17 protein-coding genes and 1 pseudogene are annotated in these 17,275 nt (G+C 73.6%); 10 read left to right on the forward strand and 8 right to left on the reverse strand.

Translation table 11 applies throughout. From position 1 onward, the window contains the following. Positions 1-35: 35 nt before the first annotated feature. The 3 genes from LZG04_RS08275 to LZG04_RS08285 all read right to left on the reverse strand — a co-directional run bounded on the left by LZG04_RS08275 (position 36) and on the right by LZG04_RS08285 (position 6,107). On the reverse strand, positions 36-398 hold the full coding sequence (locus LZG04_RS08275) for a hypothetical protein (RefSeq protein WP_233814881.1): 363 nt from the start codon (positions 396-398) through the stop codon (positions 36-38). 203 nt (positions 399-601) lie between these two features. After that, positions 602-3,550: a BTAD domain-containing putative transcriptional regulator gene (locus LZG04_RS08280; RefSeq protein ID WP_233814883.1), complete on the reverse strand. Its 2,949-nt coding sequence runs from the start codon at positions 3,548-3,550 to the stop codon at positions 602-604. Positions 3,551-3,623: 73 nt separating this feature from the next. Then, complete coding sequence (locus LZG04_RS08285; protein ID WP_233814885.1) at positions 3,624-6,107, reverse strand: RNA helicase; 2,484 nt, start codon at positions 6,105-6,107, stop codon at positions 3,624-3,626. A 114-nt stretch (positions 6,108-6,221) separates the two neighbouring features. Here LZG04_RS08285 and LZG04_RS08290 point away from each other — a divergent pair, with 114 nt between their 5' ends. The 4 genes and pseudogenes from LZG04_RS08290 to LZG04_RS08305 all read left to right on the forward strand — a co-directional run bounded on the left by LZG04_RS08290 (position 6,222) and on the right by LZG04_RS08305 (position 8,637). Continuing rightward, complete coding sequence (locus LZG04_RS08290; RefSeq protein WP_233814887.1) at positions 6,222-6,911, forward strand: energy-coupling factor ABC transporter permease; 690 nt, start codon at positions 6,222-6,224, stop codon at positions 6,909-6,911. Further along, entirely contained in the window at positions 6,908-7,210 is a 303-nt protein-coding gene (locus tag LZG04_RS08295; RefSeq protein WP_233814889.1) for a PDGLE domain-containing protein, read from the forward strand. Before LZG04_RS08290 ends, LZG04_RS08295 begins: the two co-directional genes overlap by 4 nt. Positions 7,211-7,299: 89 nt before the next feature. After that, positions 7,300-7,797, forward strand: a pseudogene (locus LZG04_RS08300) (energy-coupling factor transporter transmembrane protein EcfT); the annotation flags it as partial. Positions 7,798-7,860: 63 nt separating this feature from the next. Continuing rightward, entirely contained in the window at positions 7,861-8,637 is a 777-nt protein-coding gene (locus LZG04_RS08305) for an energy-coupling factor ABC transporter ATP-binding protein (protein WP_233815177.1), read from the forward strand. A 16-nt stretch (positions 8,638-8,653) separates the two neighbouring features. On the opposite strand, the gene LZG04_RS08310 is transcribed toward LZG04_RS08305, so the two are convergent. The 4 genes from LZG04_RS08310 to LZG04_RS08325 form a co-directional block, all read right to left on the reverse strand. Next, positions 8,654-9,793, reverse strand: a complete 1,140-nt coding sequence (locus LZG04_RS08310) for a lytic polysaccharide monooxygenase (RefSeq protein WP_233814891.1) — start codon at positions 9,791-9,793, stop codon at positions 8,654-8,656. A 141-nt stretch (positions 9,794-9,934) separates the two neighbouring features. After that, positions 9,935-11,227 carry an MFS transporter gene (locus LZG04_RS08315; RefSeq protein WP_233814893.1) on the reverse strand — a complete coding sequence of 431 codons (1,293 nt, stop codon included), beginning with the start codon at positions 11,225-11,227 and terminating at the stop codon, positions 9,935-9,937. 114 nt (positions 11,228-11,341) lie between these two features. Next, on the reverse strand, positions 11,342-11,761 hold the full coding sequence (locus LZG04_RS08320) for an SRPBCC family protein (protein WP_233814895.1): 420 nt from the start codon (positions 11,759-11,761) through the stop codon (positions 11,342-11,344). A gap of 30 nt (positions 11,762-11,791) precedes the next feature. Continuing rightward, the gene (locus LZG04_RS08325; protein ID WP_233814897.1) at positions 11,792-12,367 is read right to left on the reverse strand and encodes a uridine kinase; all 576 of its coding nucleotides are present in this window, start codon (positions 12,365-12,367) and stop codon (positions 11,792-11,794) included. A gap of 233 nt (positions 12,368-12,600) precedes the next feature. Here LZG04_RS08325 and LZG04_RS08330 point away from each other — a divergent pair, with 233 nt between their 5' ends. From LZG04_RS08330 to LZG04_RS08355, 5 genes are read left to right on the forward strand one after another with little or no spacing between them, the layout of a single operon-like run. Then, on the forward strand, positions 12,601-13,065 hold the full coding sequence (locus tag LZG04_RS08330; protein ID WP_233814899.1) for a hypothetical protein: 465 nt from the start codon (positions 12,601-12,603) through the stop codon (positions 13,063-13,065). After that, positions 13,062-14,282 (forward strand): PPE domain-containing protein, encoded by a 1,221-nt coding sequence (locus LZG04_RS41550; protein WP_308199001.1) that lies wholly within the window; start codon positions 13,062-13,064, stop codon positions 14,280-14,282. The genes LZG04_RS08330 and LZG04_RS41550 overlap by 4 nt, the downstream gene beginning before the upstream one ends. Further along, positions 14,279-14,545, forward strand: coding sequence for a hypothetical protein (locus LZG04_RS08345; RefSeq protein WP_233814901.1), 267 nt, complete (start codon positions 14,279-14,281; stop codon positions 14,543-14,545). Before LZG04_RS41550 ends, LZG04_RS08345 begins: the two co-directional genes overlap by 4 nt. After that, positions 14,538-15,176, forward strand: coding sequence for a hypothetical protein (locus LZG04_RS08350; protein ID WP_233814903.1), 639 nt, complete (start codon positions 14,538-14,540; stop codon positions 15,174-15,176). The genes LZG04_RS08345 and LZG04_RS08350 overlap by 8 nt, the downstream gene beginning before the upstream one ends. A 29-nt stretch (positions 15,177-15,205) precedes the next feature. Then, on the forward strand, positions 15,206-15,742 hold the full coding sequence (locus tag LZG04_RS08355; protein WP_233814906.1) for a hypothetical protein: 537 nt from the start codon (positions 15,206-15,208) through the stop codon (positions 15,740-15,742). Here the strand turns inward: LZG04_RS08355 and LZG04_RS08360 are convergent. Beyond that, a complete protein-coding gene (locus tag LZG04_RS08360) occupies positions 15,669-16,433 on the reverse strand; it encodes an AraC family transcriptional regulator (protein ID WP_233814908.1) in 765 nt (254 codons plus the stop codon). The genes LZG04_RS08355 and LZG04_RS08360 overlap by 74 nt on opposite strands. 54 nt (positions 16,434-16,487) lie before the next feature. Between LZG04_RS08360 and LZG04_RS08365 the strand changes: the two genes are divergently transcribed. Continuing rightward, positions 16,488-17,252, forward strand: a complete 765-nt coding sequence (locus LZG04_RS08365; protein ID WP_233814910.1) for an ESX secretion-associated protein EspG — start codon at positions 16,488-16,490, stop codon at positions 17,250-17,252. Positions 17,253-17,275 lie beyond the last annotated feature (23 nt).

Raw genomic sequence — 17,275 nt, forward strand, 5'->3', positions numbered from 1 at the left:
GAGTTCCAATGCGGTGTGGTCGGCAGCGTCGGCGATTAGACCACCGGACGCCTATCCTCACCCTTCGGGGTGGCCAAGGGCAATGACCGGCGCGCTGCCTGGGCGTCACCCAGCGTCATCTCCAGTTCGAGGAACGCCTCCTCCGCCCGGCGCGCGGCCAGCGCGACCGAGGCCGCGGCGGCGCTGCCGACCAGCCGCCGCGTCGGCTCGTGCAGCCCGCGCACCGCGTCCGACCACTCGTTGGCCAGCCGCGCCAACTCCGTGAGCGCGCAGACCAATTCGGCGGAAGTGCGTGGCGCCGGCCCCACGATCCGCGCCACGTCGACGTGCGGATCGGAATCCATGACATCCCCCACGAGTGAGCCGCCGAAGTATCGGAACTTGATGCTCTCGTTCACCGACCACCCGGTCAACGACCCGGAGGAGTGGTCTCAATTGGACCCCCCGGAAATCGCGGGTCGAACGCTCACGTCCCCCGTGCCCGAGCGTTGAATTCGGGGTACCCGGACGTAGGACTCTCGCGTCCCGAACGTAGGACTCGCGCGAGAGTCCTACGTTCGCGTCGCGTGTGTCCTACGTTCGGAACACCCGAGTTCAACGTTCAGGTCAGGTCGGCCAGGGCGGTGGCGGCGTGGGACTCGAGCTCGGCGAAGCCGGCACGGGCGGCCAGGTCGCGGGCCACGCGGGCGTGGCGGAGGGCTTCGGCGCGCCGGCCGTCGGCGGCCAGGGCGCCGATCAGGTGCACGTGCGAGCGGGCGACGCCGTAGCGGTAGTCCGAGGACGTGGCCAGTTCCAGCGCGCGCAGGTGCGCGGCCACGGCACGGGCCGGTTTGCCCAGGTGGCGCAGGACCAGGCCGAGCGCGTTGTGCACCTCGGACTCGATGCGCGGGCTGCCGCCCAGCTCCTGCACCAGCGCCAACGACCGCTGCGCCGTCCGCAGCGCCTCCACGTGCTCGCCGGCCAGGCACAACGCCGCCGCCAGGTGCGCCATCGCCTCGGCCCGCGCGTGCCGCGCCCCGGTCCGGTGCCACGCCGCCAACGCGTGCCGCAGCAGCTCCACGGCCCGCTCGTAGTCGCCCGCCGCCGTGTGGCACCGCCCGAGCAGCGCCGCGCACGCCGCCTCCAGGTTCAGCCCCTCCGCCGCGCGCGCCAGCTCCAGCCCCTCGGCCAGCAACGACCGCGCCAGCTCCGGCTCGCCGCGCATCATCCGCACCGCGCCCAGCCCGGCCAGCGCCCCGATCCGCACGTGCGGCCCGGCCCACTCCTCGTCGCTCAACGCCACCAGCCGCTCGAACGACGCGACCGCCGCCGGGAACTCGCCCAGCTCCAGGTGCACGACCCCGGCCAGCCCGGCGTGCAGCCACTCCGTGCGCCCGGACGGCCGCGCCGACCGCAGGTGCCGCCGCGCCGCGCGCAGGTCGCCCAGGTTGCGGTGCTCGGCCGCGAGCCACACCAGCATCGCCGTCTCCGCGTCGCGGTCGCCCGCCGCCCGCGCCGCGCCCAGGGCCGCGTCGATCGCGTGCAGGAACTCCACGTGGTGGCCGTGCGAGCCGAAGTAGCCGCCGACCGCGTCGATCAGCTGCCACGCCAGCGGCAGCGGCCCGTGCGCCGCGCAGTGCTCGGTCGCCGCCAGCACGCTGGGCCGTTCCGCCTCCAGCCACGCCCGCGCCGCGTCCGGCGTCACCCGCGGCGGCCCGGACGCGCCCAGCTCCGGGTACAGCACGTCGCCCACCTCGATCGACGTGCGCAGGTACCAGTCGAACAGCCGCCGCCGCGCCGCCTCCACGTCCTCGCCCGCGGCCTCGGCGCGGTCGGCCGCGTAGTCGTGCAGCAGGTCGTGCAGCCCGAACCGGTCCGCGCCGACCCGCTGCACGAGGTGCGCCGACGCCAGGTCCTCCAGCAGCCCGCGCGCCACGTCCTGCGACGCGTCCAGCAACGCCGCCGCGCCGAACGCGCTGAAGTCCGGCCCCGGCAGCAGCCCCGCCAGCCGGAACAGCCGCGCCGCCTCCGGCGTCAACGCCGCGTACGACAGGTCGAACGCCCGCCGCACCGCCGCGGTGTCGTCGTTGTCCACCGCCAGCGCCGCCAACCGGTCGCCGCCGCGCAGCTCCTCCACGTACGACGCGACGTCGACGTGCGACGAGCCGACCAGGTTGCCCAACGCGATCCGCAACGCCAGCGGCAGGTACCCGCACAGCCGGGCCAGCTCGGCGAGCGCGTCGAACTGCGCCACGGCCGCCTCCGCCCCGAGCGACCGGGCCAGCAGCTTCCACGCCTCGTCGCCGCGCAGCACGTCCAGCCGCACGGTGGTGGCCCGCAACCGCAGCTCGTTGCGGCTGGTGACCAGCACCGAGCAGCCGGGGTCGCCGGGCAGCAGCGGCAGCACCTGCTCCACCGACGCGGCGTTGTCCAGCGTGATCAGCACCCGCCGGCCGCGCAGCCGGGCCCGGTAGCCGCGGACCAGCTCGTCGGTGTCCACCGGGATGTGGTCGGCCCGCACGCCCATCGCCCGCAGGAACCGCGCCAGCACCGCGGACGTCGGCAGCGGCGGCGACGTGGAGTGCCCGCGCAGGTTCACGTACAACTGGCCGTCGGGGTAGCGGTCGCGCACCGCGTGACCCACCGAGATGGCGAACGCCGTCTTGCCCACGCCCGGCGGCCCGCACACGACCACGGTCGCCGTGCCGCGGGTCAGCAGCCCTTTGACCCGGGTCAGCTCCGCGCCGCGGCCGACGAAGTTGCCCACCGGCGCGGGCAGCTGCGACACCGGCGCCCACGTGCTCGCGGCTGGCTGGTGCAGCGCCGGGTCACCGGTGAGGATCGCGTGGTGCACCGCGCGCAGCGAGTCGCTCGGGTCCACGCCCAGCTCGCGCGCCAACGCCGTGGACGCCTGCCGGTAGGCGTCCAGCGCGTCGGCCTGCCGGTCCGCCCGGTACAGCGCCACCATCAGCTGCGACCAGAACCGCTCCCGCAACGGGTGCTGCGCGGTCAGCCGGCGCAGGTCGGCGATCACCTCGTCGCACCGGCCCAGCCGCAGCTTCACGTCCACCAGCTCGGAGATCACCCGCAGCCGCTGCTCGGCCAGGCCCGGCGCGGCCGTCTCGTGCAGCGACTCCGACGGCACGTCGGCCAGCGGCGGGCCGTGCCAGCACTCCAGGGCGCACGCGTAGGCCTCGGCCGCGGCGGCGAAGTCCTCGGCGGCGGCCAGCCTCGCGCCCTCCTCGGCCGCGTCCTCGAACCGGTGCAGGTCCAGCGCGCCGGGCGGCAGGTCGATCCGGTAGCCGGTCGGCGTGGTGTGGATCAACGGCGGCTCGCCGAGCGTGCGGCGCAACCGCATCACGTACACCGGCAGCGTCTGCGCGGCGCGGTCGGGCGGCGTCTCGCCCCACACCCGGCGGATCAGGTCGCTCGCGGGCACCGAGCGGTTGGCGTCCAGCAGCAGGGTCGCCAGGACGATGCGGTGCTTGGCGGCGGTGACGGGGACCGAGCGGCCGTTCCGGCGGACCACGAGGGACCCCAGCACGCCGAACTCGTCCTGCGACAGGGTCAACCGCCTCCGCTCCGTCCCGACGTTGACATGCTCGTACCCCGGCTGACGTCGGAGTACCACCGGATGGACCCCGCTACAGCGGGCCGACTTCGGTGATCCGCACGGCCGCCGTGCCGATCTCGTCGGACTCGGCCAGGTCCACCTCGGCGGTGAAGCCCCAGTCGTGGTCCTTCGCCGGGTCGTCCAGGATCTGCCGGACCCGCCACAGGCCCGGCTCCTCGGTGATCACCAGCAGCGCCGGGCCGCGCGCGTCCGGGCCCATGCCGATCTCGTCGTGCTCCTCGAAGTACGGCTCCAGCGCGTCCCGCCAGTCCTCGGCGCTCCAGCCCGCGTCACCGTCCAGCTGACCCAGCTCGTAGTAGTTGCGCCGGGCCGCCAGCTCCACCCGCCGGAACAACGCGTTGCGCACCAGCACCCGGAACGCGCGCACGTTGCCCGTCACGGCGGGCGGGGTGTCGGTCAACGAGGTGTCCACGGCCTCGTCGGTGGGGTTGCGCAGCTTCTCCCACTCGTCGAGCAGGCTGGAGTCGACCTGGCGGACCAGCTCGCCCAGCCACTCCTGAAGGTCGCTGAGCTCCTCGGTCTTGGCGTCCTCGGGCACGGTCTGCCGCAGGGCCTTGTACGCGTCGGCCAGGTACCGCAGCACCAGGCCCTCCGAGCGCGCCAACTGGTAGTGGGAGACGTACTCGGCGAACGTCATCGCCCGCTCGAACATGTCCCGCACCACGGACTTCGGCGACAGGTGGTGGTCGGCGACCCACGGGTGGCCGCGCCGGTAGGTGGTGAACGCGGCCTCCAGCAGCTCCGCGAGCGGCTTCGGGTAGGTCACCTCCTCCAGCAGCTCCATCCGCTGGTCGTACTCGATGCCCTCGGACTTCATCGCGCCGATGGCCTCGCCGCGCGCCTTGTGCTCCTGCGCGGACAGCACCTGGCGCGGGTCGTCCAGAGTGGACTCGACCACCGACAGCACGTCCAGCGCGTACGACGGCGACTCGCGGTCCAGCAGCTCGATCGCGGCCAGCGCGAACGGCGACAGCGGCTGGTTGAGCGCGAAGTTGACCTGGAGGTCCACGGTGAGCCGGATGTCGCCGTTCTGCCGCTCCACCACGCCCGCGGCCAGCAGCCCCCGGTACATCTGGATGGCCCGCAGGATGTGCTTGCGCTGCGCGGGCCGGTCCTCGTGGTTGTCCTCCAGCAGGTGCCGCATCGCGGCGAACGCGTCGCCGGGCCTGCCGATCACGTTGAGCAGCATGGCGTGGCTGACCTGGAAGCTCGACGTCAGCGGCTCGGGCTCGGCGTTCTTGAGCCGCTCGAAGGTCTGGTCGCTCCACGACACGAAGCCCTCGGGCGCCTTCTTGCGCACCACCTTGCGCCGCTTCTTCGGGTCGTCGCCCGCCTTGGCCAGCGCCTTCTCGTTCTCCACCACGTGGTCGGGCGCCTGCACGACGACCGTGCCGACGGTGTCGTAGCCCGCGCGGCCCGCGCGTCCGGCGATCTGGTGGAACTCGCGCGTCTTGAGGTGGCGGGTGCGCTGGCCGTCGTACTTCGACAGGGCGGTGAACACGACCGTGCGGATGGGCACGTTGATGCCCACGCCGAGGGTGTCCGTGCCGCAGATGACCTTCAGCAGGCCGGCTTGCGCGAGCTGCTCCACCAGCCGCCGGTACTTCGGCAGCATGCCCGCGTGGTGCACGCCGATGCCGTGCCGGACCAGGCGGGACAACGTCTTGCCGAACCCGGAGGTGAACCGGAACCGGCCGATCATGGCCGCGATGTCGTCCTTCTGGGCGCGCGTGGCGACGTTGACCGACATCAGCGACTGCGCGCGCTCCAGGGCGGACGCCTGGGTGAAGTGCACGACGTAGATCGGGGCCTCGTTGCCGTGCAGCAGCTCCTCGATCGTCTCGTGCAGCGGGGTGGTGACGTACTGGAAGTTCAGCGGCACCGGGCGTTCGGCGGAGCGCACCACCGCGGTCGAGCGGCCGGTGCGGCGGGTCAGGTCCTTCTCGAAGAACGTGACGTCGCCCAGGGTCGCCGACATCAGCAGGAACTGCGCCTGCGGCAGCTCGATCAGCGGCACCTGCCACGCCCAGCCGCGGTCGGGCTCGGAGTAGAAGTGGAACTCGTCCATGACGACCTGGCCGACGTCGGCGCCGGTGCCGTCGCGCAGCGCGATGTTGGCCAGGATCTCGGCGGTGCAGCAGATGATCGGCGCGGTCTCGTTGACGCTGGCGTCGCCGGTCATCATGCCGACGTTCTCCGCGCCGAACGTGTCGATCAAAGCGAAGAACTTCTCCGACACCAGGGCCTTGATGGGCGCGGTGTAGAACGTCCGCTTGCCCTCCGCCAGGGTGGCGAAGTGCGCGCCGATGGCCACCAGCGACTTGCCGGAACCGGTGGGCGTGCTGAGGATGACGTTCGAGCCGGAGACGATCTCGATCAACGCCTCCTGCTGCGCCGGGTACAGCGACAGCCCCCGTTCCCGCGCCCACTCGGCGAAGGTGTCGTAGAGCAGGTCGGGGTCGGGGGTGGCCGGCAGGCGGTCGGTGAGAGTCATCGCAGGCAGAGCATAGTGGTAACGCGCCGTGGCCCGTGCCGGCGCGCGGTGTGACCGGAATCGTTGTTGCACGGAGCTGGCCATTGCGCAGGACTTGCAACTAGCGTGGTCACCGTGTCCGAACCGGTGGCAATGCACATGAGCGACGGCCTGCTGAACGCGCCGACCTCGCTGCTGTTCGTCGCGGTCGCGGTGGCCGGGGTGGGGGTGGCGCTGGCCAAGGCGCGCGGCGACCTCGACGACCGGACGGCACCGATGGCCGGCCTGGTGGCGGCGTTCGTGTTCGCCACGCAGATGCTGAACTTCCCGGTGCTGCCCGGCGTGAGCGGGCACCTGCTCGGCGGCGCGCTGGCCGCCATCCTGGTCGGGCCGTGGGTCGGCGCGCTGTGCGTGACGATCGTGCTGGTCGTCCAGTCCCTCTTCTTCGCCGACGGCGGCGTCACCGCGCTCGGCGCGAACGTCACCAACATGGCCCTCATCGGCACGGCGGTCGGGTACCTGACCGCGGTGGCGCTGCGCCGGCTCGCGACGCGCAACAAGGGCGGCCTGGCCGCCGTCGCGTTCGTGTCCGCGCTGGTCAACACGGTGCTGGCCTCGCTCGGCTTCGTGCTGGAGTACGCGATCGGCGGTCAGGGCGGTGTCGCGTTCGGCACGGTCGCCGCCGCGGTGCTCGGCGTGCACGTGCTGATCGGCATCGGCGAGGGCCTGATCACGGCGGTCACCGTGACCGCGGTCGCGGCCGTCCGGCCGGACCTGGTGCACCTGTTGCGCGGCGTGCCGCAGAAGCTGGAGCTGAGGGCGTGAAGCGCTTCTTCCTGGGGTTCGCGGTGGTCAGCCTGCTGCTGGCCGGTGTGGTGTCCTACTTCGCCGACTCCGACCCCGACGGCCTGGACCACGTCACCGAGCAGCACGGCATCGCCGAGCACGCACAGGACCACCCGCTGGGCGGTGGCCCGCTGGCCGACTACGCCGTGGCGGGCGACGACCGGCTCACCGGGCTCGCGGGCGTCGTCGGCGTCGTGCTCACGCTGGCCGTGGCGGGCGGGCTGTTCTGGTTGCTGCGCAGGCGCAAGGGCGTCGACTCCGACGCGAAGTCCGGGTGAGCGCGGGGCACGGCTTCCTGCACCGGCCGGGCGACTCGCCGGTGCACCGACTCGCGCCGCAGGTCAAGATCGTGGCCGCGGTGGTGGCGGTGCTGTGCGTGGTGGCCACGCCGCGCGAGGCGTTCTGGGCGTTCGGCGCGTACCTGCTCGCGCTGGGCGTGGTCTGGGCGGTGGCGCGCGTCCCGGTGCGGTGGTTCGCCGCGCGGTCGGTGATCGAGCTGCCGTTCGTGCTGCTGGCGCTGGTGCTGCCGTTCACCGGCGCGGGGGAGCGGGTGGACGTGCTGGGCCTGTCGGTCTCGGCGGAGGGCGCGCTGGCCGGGTGGAACATCCTGGCCAAGGGCACGCTCGGCCTGCTCACGTCGTTGACGCTGGCCGCCACCACCGCGCCGCACGACCTGCTGCTCGGGCTGCAACGGCTGCGGATGCCGTCGGTGCTGGTCACCATCGCCACGCTGATGCTGCGCTACGCCGAGGTGATCGTGGGCGAGGCCAGGCGGATGCGGGTGGCGCGGATCTCGCGCGGCGACGACCCGCGGTTCCTGTGGCAGCTCGGCGCGACCGCGCGGGGCGTCGGCAGCCTGTTCATCCGGTCCTACGAACGTGGCGAGAGGGTGCACCTGGCGATGGTGTCGCGCGGCTGGACGGGCCGGATGCCCGATGGCGGTGCCGGCGGCGCGGTGGTCGAGCCACAACGATCCGCGCCCGCGCTGGTGGTGGAACGGCTGGCCTACGCCTACCCGGACGGCCACCAAGCGCTCTACGGCGTGAACCTGCGGGTCGAACGGGGTGAGCGCGTGGCCGTGCTCGGGCCGAACGGCGCGGGCAAGACGACGTTCGTGCTGCACCTCAACGGTGTGCTCGGCGGCGGTTCGGGCCGGGTCGAGGTGGCCGGGCTGCCGGTGGAGAAGGCGCATTTGAAGGAGATCCGACGCCGGGTCGGCGTGGTCTTCCAGGACCCCGACGACCAGTTGTTCCTGCCCACCGCGCGGCAGGACGTGGCGTTCGGCCCGGCGAACTTCGGGTTGCGCGGCGCGGAGTTGGACGAGCGGGTGGACCGCGCGCTGGCCGCGGTGGGCATGGCCGAGTTCGCCGACCGGTCGCCGCTGCACCTGTCCGGCGGTCAGCGCCGCCGCGTCGCGCTGGCCACCGTGCTGGCCTGCGACCCCGAGATCCTGGTGCTCGACGAGCCCTCGGCGAACCTGGAACCGGTGGCCCGCCGAGAGCTGGCCGAGGTGCTGCTGGGGTTGGACCGCACCATGCTGATGGTCACCCACGACCTGCCTTACGCCTTGCAGCTGTGCCCGCGCAGCGTGTTGATCGACGGCGGTGTCGTGGTGGCCGACGGACCGACGCGGGAGCTCCTGGCCGACACCGGGCTGCTCGCCCGGCACCGGCTGGAGCTCCCGTTCGGGTTCCGCCTGCCGTGATGCCCGGATCAGGTGATCAGGGGCTGGTGCAGCTCACCGTGGGCAGGGAGTTGGCGCCCGAGTAGGTGGCGGTGAAGCCGAACTTCACCGACGCCTCGGGTGCCACCGTGCCGTTCCACGGCGCGTTCTTGACGATCACCTGCGAGCCGGAGCCGGACTTGACGCCGCTCCACAGGCTGTTGATCGCCTGGTCGCCGCCCCACGTCCACGTCGCGGTCCAGCCGCTGTACGCGCTCTTGCTGTGGTTCATGAGCTCGACCTCGGCCTGGAAGCCGCCCGTCCACGCGCTGGTGATCTTGTAGATCGCCATGCAGTTCGCGTCACCCGGCTGGGTGGGCGTCGTGGTGGTGGTGGTGGGCGTGGTGGTCGACGTCGGGGTCGTCGTGGTGGTGCTGGTGGTCGTGGTCGTCGTCGTGGTGGTGGTCGTCGTGGTCGTCCCACCGCCGTTGCCGACGCCCGTCTCCTGGCCGTTGCCGCCGTCGAACACGACGTCCGAGCAGTTGTAGAACGTCTCGGCGCTGTCCGAGCGGGTCCACACCGAGTAGATGATGTGGCGGCCGGACTTGCCGGAGGGCAGGGTCGCGTTCCAGTAGTACTTGCCGTCGACCGTGCCGACCGCGCCGCTGTTCGGCGGGTTCGTGACGCTGTGGAACGGCGTGCTCTCCAGGTCGCTCCACGCCAGCGGCCGGGTCGGGCTCCAGCTGTCCTTGGTGATGTACAGGTGGAACGTGCCGGGGTGCGCGGCCCACTTGTTGTAGGTGAAGTTGAAGTTCGCGCCGGCGGTCAGGTGGGTCACCGGGTAGTCGTTGCGCGCGATGTCGAACCCGGAGAACGTCGGGTTGCCGCCGCTGCACAGCTTGCCGTCGGGGATGAAGCCGCTGGTGCGGCCTGCGCCGTCGGATCGCAGCACGCCGAACCAGTTGTAGAGCGCGTTGGTCCCGCCGGCCGCCACGGCGGCGGAGCAGGCCGGGTTCTGCGGCCGGATGTCGCCCTGCGGGGACAGGCCGTCCTTCCAGCACAGGAAGGTCCGGCTGCCCGGGGTCATCATGGCGCCGTGTGCGGACGCCGCGGTCGGGCCGATCACGTTCACGAGCGTCGCGATCAGCAGGCCGGCCGCACCGGCCGCGGCCAGCGCGATCCATCGTCGGGCCGTCACGTCGTTCACCTCCTCGTTGAGGTTCTGGGAGCGCTCCCAGGAACAGGCATGACTGTAACCGCGAGTACGCCGATCTGTGAATGGGCGACTACGCAGTGCATCTCAGCGGCGCAGCGCGTGCCGCCTTGCGGACGCCACCGGTTACACCCGGACGCGCGCACGCCGCCTGGGACGTTTCGCGGGGCGCACTGGGCCGTGCGGGTGACCGGCGGGCGGCGCGGGGTGGTGCGGCCCGCGCAGCACGCGGTGCGCCAACGCCGTGCGGCGATGCGGCGGCGCGGCCAGCACCGACGCGGCGAACACCGTCACCAGCAACGTCACGAGCCCCGCGAACACCAGTGTCTCCGGCGCGCCGATCCGCTCGCACAGCCAGCCGAGCAGGGGAGCGCCCACCGCGCCCGCCGCCGCGCCGACGGCCGAGTTGACCGCCAGCAGCCGACCGCGCATGCCGTCCGCGGTGTCCAACTGGATCCGCGTGCTCATGGTGGTGTCGATGACGACCGCGCCCGCCGCGATCGGCAGCAGCACGACGGCGAAGCCGAGCACGCCCGGCACCAGCCCGCTGGTCACCTGGAGCAGGCTCGTCGCGCACGCGACCACCAGCAGCAGCCGGACGGTGAGCGTGCGGCGGGCCGCCGCGGCCAGCCCGCCGAGCACGGTGCCGATGGCGAACACCGTGGACAGCAGGCCGTACGCGGTCGCGTCCGGGCTCATGACGGCCATCGTCACCTGGTAGTTGCGGCCCAGGCTGGACAACGTGAAGCCGAGCGCGAACAGCAGCACCAGCCGGCCGCTCGCCGCCACGTACCGCAGACCCGCGGCCACGCCGACCCGGTCGGCCGGGCTCTGCGCCAACGGGTGCAGCTCGTCGCGCCGGATCGCCAGCACCGCGCCCACGACGGCCAGGAAGCTCACCGAGTTGATCAGGAACAGCGCGGCCGGGCCGAGCGCGGCGGCCAGCACCGCGGCGCTGCTCATGCCCAGGATGCGGCCGGTCGAGCTGAGCACCGAGCCCAGCGCGACCGCGTTGCCCAGGTCCTCCCGCGCCACCACCTGCCCGCCGAACCGACCCAGCGCGGGCCCGTCGAACACCGACACCAGCCCCGCGGCGAACGTCAGCGCGAACACCGCCGCGACCGGTGCGCCCCGCCACACCACCAGCGCCAGCACGGCGGCCAGCACGGCGTGCAGCACCTGGCAGGCCAGGATGATCCGGCGCACCGGCAGCCGGTCGGCCACCGCGCCCGCCCACGGGCCCAGCAGCACCGACGGCAGCGCGCCCACCAGCACCGAGAGGCCGACCGAGGTGGCCGAGCCGGTGCGTTCGAGCACGACCCAGTTGAGGCCGATCAACTGCATCCACGAGCCGGTCACCGAGATCAGGTCGGCGAACGCCCAACGGCGGTAGTTGCGGCCGCGCAGAGCGCGGAACATCGAAGCTCCCTCGAAGTGGAACCAGGGGCCTCGACGTGCAGACGTGCCCGGGTGAACGGCAGCAACAGTAAATGTGGCTTTTCGCGGTTCAAACCTGGATCGGGGTGAAAACCGTCACGTAACGCTCTGCGTCGCCAGCGCCGCGAGCCGGTCCAGTGCCTGGACGAGGTGCTCGTCGGCGATCTCGTGCGCCTCGCCGCCGACCGCCGCCGGGTGGTCGCCGCCGACTTCGAGGTGCAGCACCACGCGGCTGCGGTCGGGGCCCTCCTCGTCCACCTGGAGCCACCCCGAGTAACCGCCGCCCTCCAGGTCGCCCCACTCCAGCCGGCGCTGCTCGGCGTCGGTGGCCAGGTAGCCCTCGGCCTCGTCGATCTCGTCGCCCATCGACACCCGCCCGGTGACCCGCTCCGGGCCGCTGGGCTCGACCTGCAACCCGTCGGGCAGCCACGCCTCCATCGCGGACACGTCGCGGGCCAGGTCGAACACCACCCGCGCGTCCACCGGGATCGTCCGCTCGTGCTCGTACTCAGCCATGCCGGCAGCAGTACCCCCGGCACGTCCGGGCTACACCGCCGCGGGCGCCATGCCCCCGATCGTGGCGAGCTCGACCCGGTGCGGGCGGACCGGGCGCATGCCCGCGTCCACGCAGCGGCGGACGACGGCGGGGTGCTCGCGCAGCAACCGCAGGCCGCGGCGGGCCAGCAACGGCACCGGCTTGCGCGCCTCGGCCACGTCCCGGGCGAACCGGCGGGCGAACGTCACCACCGCGTTGGGCGCGAGCACGATCGCGTCCGCCAGCACGCCCGCATCGCGGCAGCCCGCCACGAGCCGGTCCGCGAACAGGCCCTCGGCGATGAACAGGCCGGGCGCGGTCACCGTGCGGCAGCCGACCCGCCGGTCCTCGCCGAGCACGTAGACCGGGGCCTCGACCGTGCCGGTGGTCGCCAGCTCGATCACGGCGGCCAGCGCGTCGGCGGTGTTCCACGAGCCCTCGGCGTCCCAGTCCGGGCGGCCCGCCTCGTCGCGGGGCAGCAGCGGGTCGTCGCCCTCGCGGTAGAAGTCGTCGAGCCGCAGCACGGGCAGGCCGAGGTGGGCGGCGAGGGTGGACTTGCCCGAGCCGGAGGGACCGGCGAGCAACACGGCGCGCGCGTGAACGGCAGGTGACGGCACGGGTGACGATTTTCGCACAGCTCCGCCCGAAATCGAGCACCGCTCCCACGTCGGCCTCGCCACGTCACGCGGTGGTGTCCTGCGGTCGCTTCGCCCGCCGGCGAGCCGCAGCCTTGCGGTCGCCTTGTCCGATCGTGCACCGACGTTGCTCCCGCTGTGCACCCGCTCTGGCCACCCGCGCGCGGGCCCACCACCATGTGCCCATGGTCGTCAGGGTGCGTGGCGTCGAGCACGCCAAGCAGATGCGCGAAGAGCTGCGCGAGGAACAGCGCGGGTCGCGGGACGTCGCGCTGCCGGAGGTGTCCGCGCCGACGGGCGCGGGTGCGGCGGGCGTGATGGCGGAGGGCGGTGACCGCATCGAGCTGGACCTGGGCTCCTTCGGCACGGCCGTGGCCGACCTCGAGCGGTTGCACGGGGTGCTCACCGACCTGCTGGCCCGTGCCGAGCGGGAGCTGGAGCAGCCCCTGGGCGACGGCAAGGGCCCGGTCGCGCGGAACATGCGCGAGGCGTTCGGGCTGCGCGGCGGCGACGTCGGCGGCGGCGTGCGGGCGGCGCTGCGGTCGTACCTGGCCGAGCTGACCGAGGTGCGCGAGGCGTTGCGGCAGGTGAGCGCGACCCAGCAGGCGCAGGACGAGCAGGTCGCCCAGGCCCTGGGGAGGCTGCGGTGACCGAGCGCAAGGGCGGGTACTGGTCGGAGTTCCACGACTACTCGCCGGCCACGCGCCGGCGCAACGACAAGCGCGTCCGGCAGCGCCGGGAGAACCGCAAGCCGGAGAACTTCGGCAAGATCAACTGGCGGGCGTACACGCACCGGCAGCTCTGGGACATGGTCAAGTCGGCGGACGCGGCGCAGATGGCCACCCGCGCGCACGAGTGGAAGCGGCTGGCCGAGGACATCGACCAGGCGACCTCGGACGTGCGCAAGATCGTGCAGGGCCTCGCGCTGTCGTGGCGCGGTCCGTCCGCGGTCGCGGCGTCGGCGTCGGTGACGCGGCTGACCCGGTGGGGCGCGGACGCCTCGCAGCGCGCGTTCCAGGTCGGCGGCGGTCTCGACGGCTACACCTCGGCGGTGGCCGAGGCGGCGCGGGCGATCCCCGAGCCGGTGCACCCGGACGCGGAGAAGTGGTTCCGCGAGGGCTACGACGTGACCGCGCTCGACGGGCCGCAGGGCGCGTACATGCTCGACCAGCTCCTGGACGACCACCGGCCGTCCAAGCAGGAGCAGCGGGAGGCGATGGACCGGGCGGTGCGCGTGATGGAGCAGTACGAGGCCGCCGCGCACGGCATCGGGCGGGAGCTGCCGGTGTTCGACCAGGCCCCGGTGGTGACCAACCGCGACGCGGAGCAGTGGTCGCCACAGGCGCCCTTGCCGTGGCACGACCCCGCGCCCACCCCGAAACCGCCGACGTACGAGCGACCCGACTCCACCGACCCCGGGACCCCGCGGCCCGACGAGGTCGGCACGCGTCCGGACGGCACGACGACCGCCGCGTCGCTCAGCGGACCGGCGGTCGGCGGACCCGGTTACGCGGGTGCGGGCGGTCCCGGCGGGTTCGGCGCGAACCCGGGCCTCGGCTCGTTCGGCCCCGGTCACGGTTACGGTCCCGGCGTGGCGACCGGCAGCGGCGGCCACGGTGGCGTCGGCCACGGCGGGTTCGGTCCGGGTGGCTCGTCCGGCGTGCTCGGCGCGGTGCCCGGCGGTGCGGCGGCCCGGGGCGGCGTCGGCCCGGTCGTCGGCGCGGGTGGTCCGCCGGGCTTCGGCATGTACCCGCCGGTGGCGCCGGGCAACCGCGAGGAGGACGCCGAGCACCGCAACCGCTACGACCTCGGCCTGGACCTGCTCGACGACCTGCCGCCCGCGTTCCCGCCGGTGCTCGGCGAATGAGCGGCGGCTACCGGGTCGACCCGGACGCGTTGAGCGCGTTCGCGGTCCGGTTGGACGAGGTGGCCGACGACGTGCGCGCCGTCGCGTCCACGTTGGAGGAGCCGACGGGCGACCTCGGCCCGGAAGGCGTCACGGAAGCGGTCGCGCGGGCGGCGGCCGAGTGGGCGGGGGTGCTGCGCGGCGTGGAGCTGGACGCGCTGGCGGACGCGTTGCGCGCGGCGGGTGAGACCTATCGGCAGGCCGACGAGCTGCGCCATGACTGACTACCGGGGTCTGGGTTTCGACCCCGCGCCCGGCCAGGCGGGCGCGGTGGCGGCGGCGAGCGAGCGGTTCTCGGTCGCCCTCGCGGTCACCGGCGCGCCACCGGAGCAGTGGACGGGCGCGGCGGCGGACGGGTTCAGGACGCGGTTGGAGGCGGTGGTGTCGGAGCTGACGGCGGTGCGGCGCGCGATGCGGGCGGCGGCCGAGGTGCTCGACGGCTGGGCCACCACGCTGCTGGGCAACCAGCGGCGGGCCGAGGAGCTGGATCGCAGCGCGCTCGCGTTGCGGCGTGCGCTCGCCGAAGCGTCCGACGAGGTCGACCGGACCGGCGCGATGGCCGCGTTCACCGCCGCCGACGGCGAGGCGCACGACCGGGCCGTGGCGCGGCACGACGAGCTGCGCCGGCGCCTGGACGACGTGCTGGAGGAGGCCCGGCTGCTGGAGCGCGACCACCGCGCGGAGGCCAGGCGGGTCGCCGAACGGCTGCGCGCCGAGGAGCCCTCGACGGCGGTCGCCGACACGCTGACGAGCTTCTCGTCCCTCACCGCCGAGCTGGCGTCCGTGCTGCTCGGCCCACCTCGACCGGCGTCCACCAGGGGCGCGGCGGCGGCGTTCCGGGCGGGCCTGGGGTGAGACTGGCTCCCGTGCCGGGGGTGACCCCGGTGGCACTCGGCACCCCTGAACGCACCGCGGCGGAACTCTTGGCCGTCCTGCACCGGCTCAAAGGCACCCGTGACCCCGGGTTGGAGGTGTCCGCCACGCAGGCCGCGGAACTCGCGCACCAGCACGGCGCGGGCCTGCTGGCCGTCGTCGAGCACCGGGACGCGGACCCGGCGCTGCTGATGGCGGGCGTGGTGCCCGTCGACCGGCCCACCGACCCCGGAGAGCTGGGCTTCCACCTCGACGGCCCGGCGATCCGCGAGGTCACCACGGGCGAGACGGCGACCGGCTACCCGGTGGTGATCGTGGAACGCATCCCGGTCACCGGTCCCGGGGCCCAGTTGCAGGTCGTGGTGACCGACCCGGACCACCCCCGGATCGCGGTGTTCACGCTGCACTCGCCGACCGGGCGCGGCTGGCTGGAGGTGGCGGGCATCGCGGGCCGGTTCGTCTCCGGCGTGGAGTTCAGCGGTGCCGGAACTCGCTCGGCGTCTGCCCGACCACCTGGCGGAACGTCCGGGAGAAGTGCGCGGCGCTGACGAAACCGCAGTCCTTGGCGATCTCGCCGATGCCGCGCGCGGCCTTCGCCGGGTCGGCCAGCAACGCCTTGGCCCGGTCGATGCGCAAACCCCGGATGCGCTCGGACACGCCCTGCCCGTCGTCGAACAGCTGGTAGAGGCGGCGGCGGGAGATGAACAGCGCCTCGGCGACCCGGTCCGCGCTCAGCGTCGGGTCCGCCAGGTGCTCGCGCATGTAGTCCAACGCCTCGCGCCGCCGTGCGACCGGGGAGTCCACCCGTTCCAGCTCGGCGCGCAACGCGCTGCGCAGCACGAGCTCGGCCAGGCCCAGCAGGTGGTGGGACAGGCCGTGCGGGTCGAGGGCGTGCGCGGCGGCGAGCACGTGCGCGACCGCGCCGGCGAACACGGCGTGCAGCGCGGCGTCCACCGGCACCTGTTGGAACATCAGCGGTTTCAGCTCGCCGAAGCCGACGGTGAGGCGGGCCTCGGCGACGGTCAGCATCACCACGTCGGGCAGGACGTGCAACGCGCAATCGGGAAACCGAAGCGCGGCGCGGTGGCCGGCCGCGCCCGCGACCGTGCAGCCGACCAGCAGCTGGATGTGCTCCGGGGTGGCCGCACCCCCGCTGAGCGCGGCTTTGGCCGCGGCCGCGCCGGAAGCCCGCACCGTCAGGAACCCGCCGGGGACGTCCACGTCGAGCAGAGTAGCCACCGGTGTGGCCGAACCGGCCGCGCAAGCCGCCGCCGACCGCTACCTTCTGGCGGCATGGCGCGACGTTCGGCGACCGCGGTCGTCCTGTCCCACCTGGAATTCGACCTGCTGTGGGAGGACCTGGGCGTCGGCGAGCCGCCCTACCCGCTCGAGGTGCCGTCGCACGGCGGGACGATGGACGACCGGGACGCCCTCGGCTCGGCGGTGCTGCGCACGTTGACCGAGGCGGGCCTGGCCGACGGCGAGGACGTGTCGCCGGAGCTGGAGGACCTGTTCACGCTGCTCGCGCACGGCGAGGTGTCGGTGGACGCGCTGGTCTTCCGGCCGCACCCGTGGCGGGTGCTGGCCACCTCGCGCGGCAACCGGGGCGTGCTGGCCGTGCTGAACGACCGCGAGGTGGCGCTGGAGCCGGTCACCGACCTGACGTCGGCGATCACCCGCGTCATCGGCGACGCCCCGGCCGGCCCCGGTGAGCAGGTGCGGATGCCCCGCCCGGTCTTCGCCGCCGCGATGGACGCCTACGCCAAGTCGGGCCACCCGGCGCTGGAGCGGACGCTGGCCCAGGCCGGCATCACCGGCCGCGCCACCCGGTCGATCACCACCCTGGTCGACTCGCCGCGCCGGTCGACCGGCCAACTGGCCGCCACCGGCCCGTCCGGCCGTTCCCGCGTCCTGAGCTGGACCGAGACCGCCGCGGGCCGTTACGCCCTGACCACGGAACAGTCCCCGGACACCGAGTGGGTCCACCTCTCACCCGCCGACACCGCCTGGCTGACCCGCCACCTGACCACCCTGCTCTCCCACGCCCGCCGCTCCTGAACGTTCGACACGCGGCCCCTGAA

Source organism: Saccharothrix sp. S26, from assembly GCF_021390395.1.
Lineage (GTDB): Bacteria > Actinomycetota > Actinomycetes > Mycobacteriales > Pseudonocardiaceae > Actinosynnema.

Bases quoted from the DNA above. Each gene is read 5' to 3' on its own strand.
- LZG04_RS08330 (WP_233814899.1), top strand. From the start codon at position 12,601: ATGGTCGTCAGGGTGCGTGGCGTCGAGCACGCCAAGCAGATGCGCGAA.
- LZG04_RS08305 (WP_233815177.1), top strand. From the start codon at position 7,861: ATGCCCGATGGCGGTGCCGGCGGCGCGGTGGTCGAGCCACAACGATCC.
- LZG04_RS08285 (WP_233814885.1), bottom strand. From the start codon at position 6,107: ATGACTCTCACCGACCGCCTGCCGGCCACCCCCGACCCCGACCTGCTC.
- LZG04_RS08365 (WP_233814910.1), top strand. From the start codon at position 16,488: ATGGCGCGACGTTCGGCGACCGCGGTCGTCCTGTCCCACCTGGAATTC.
- LZG04_RS08315 (WP_233814893.1), bottom strand. From the start codon at position 11,227: ATGTTCCGCGCTCTGCGCGGCCGCAACTACCGCCGTTGGGCGTTCGCC.
- LZG04_RS08350 (WP_233814903.1), top strand. From the start codon at position 14,538: ATGACTGACTACCGGGGTCTGGGTTTCGACCCCGCGCCCGGCCAGGCG.
- LZG04_RS08345 (WP_233814901.1), top strand. From the start codon at position 14,279: ATGAGCGGCGGCTACCGGGTCGACCCGGACGCGTTGAGCGCGTTCGCG.
- LZG04_RS08320 (WP_233814895.1), bottom strand. From the start codon at position 11,761: ATGGCTGAGTACGAGCACGAGCGGACGATCCCGGTGGACGCGCGGGTG.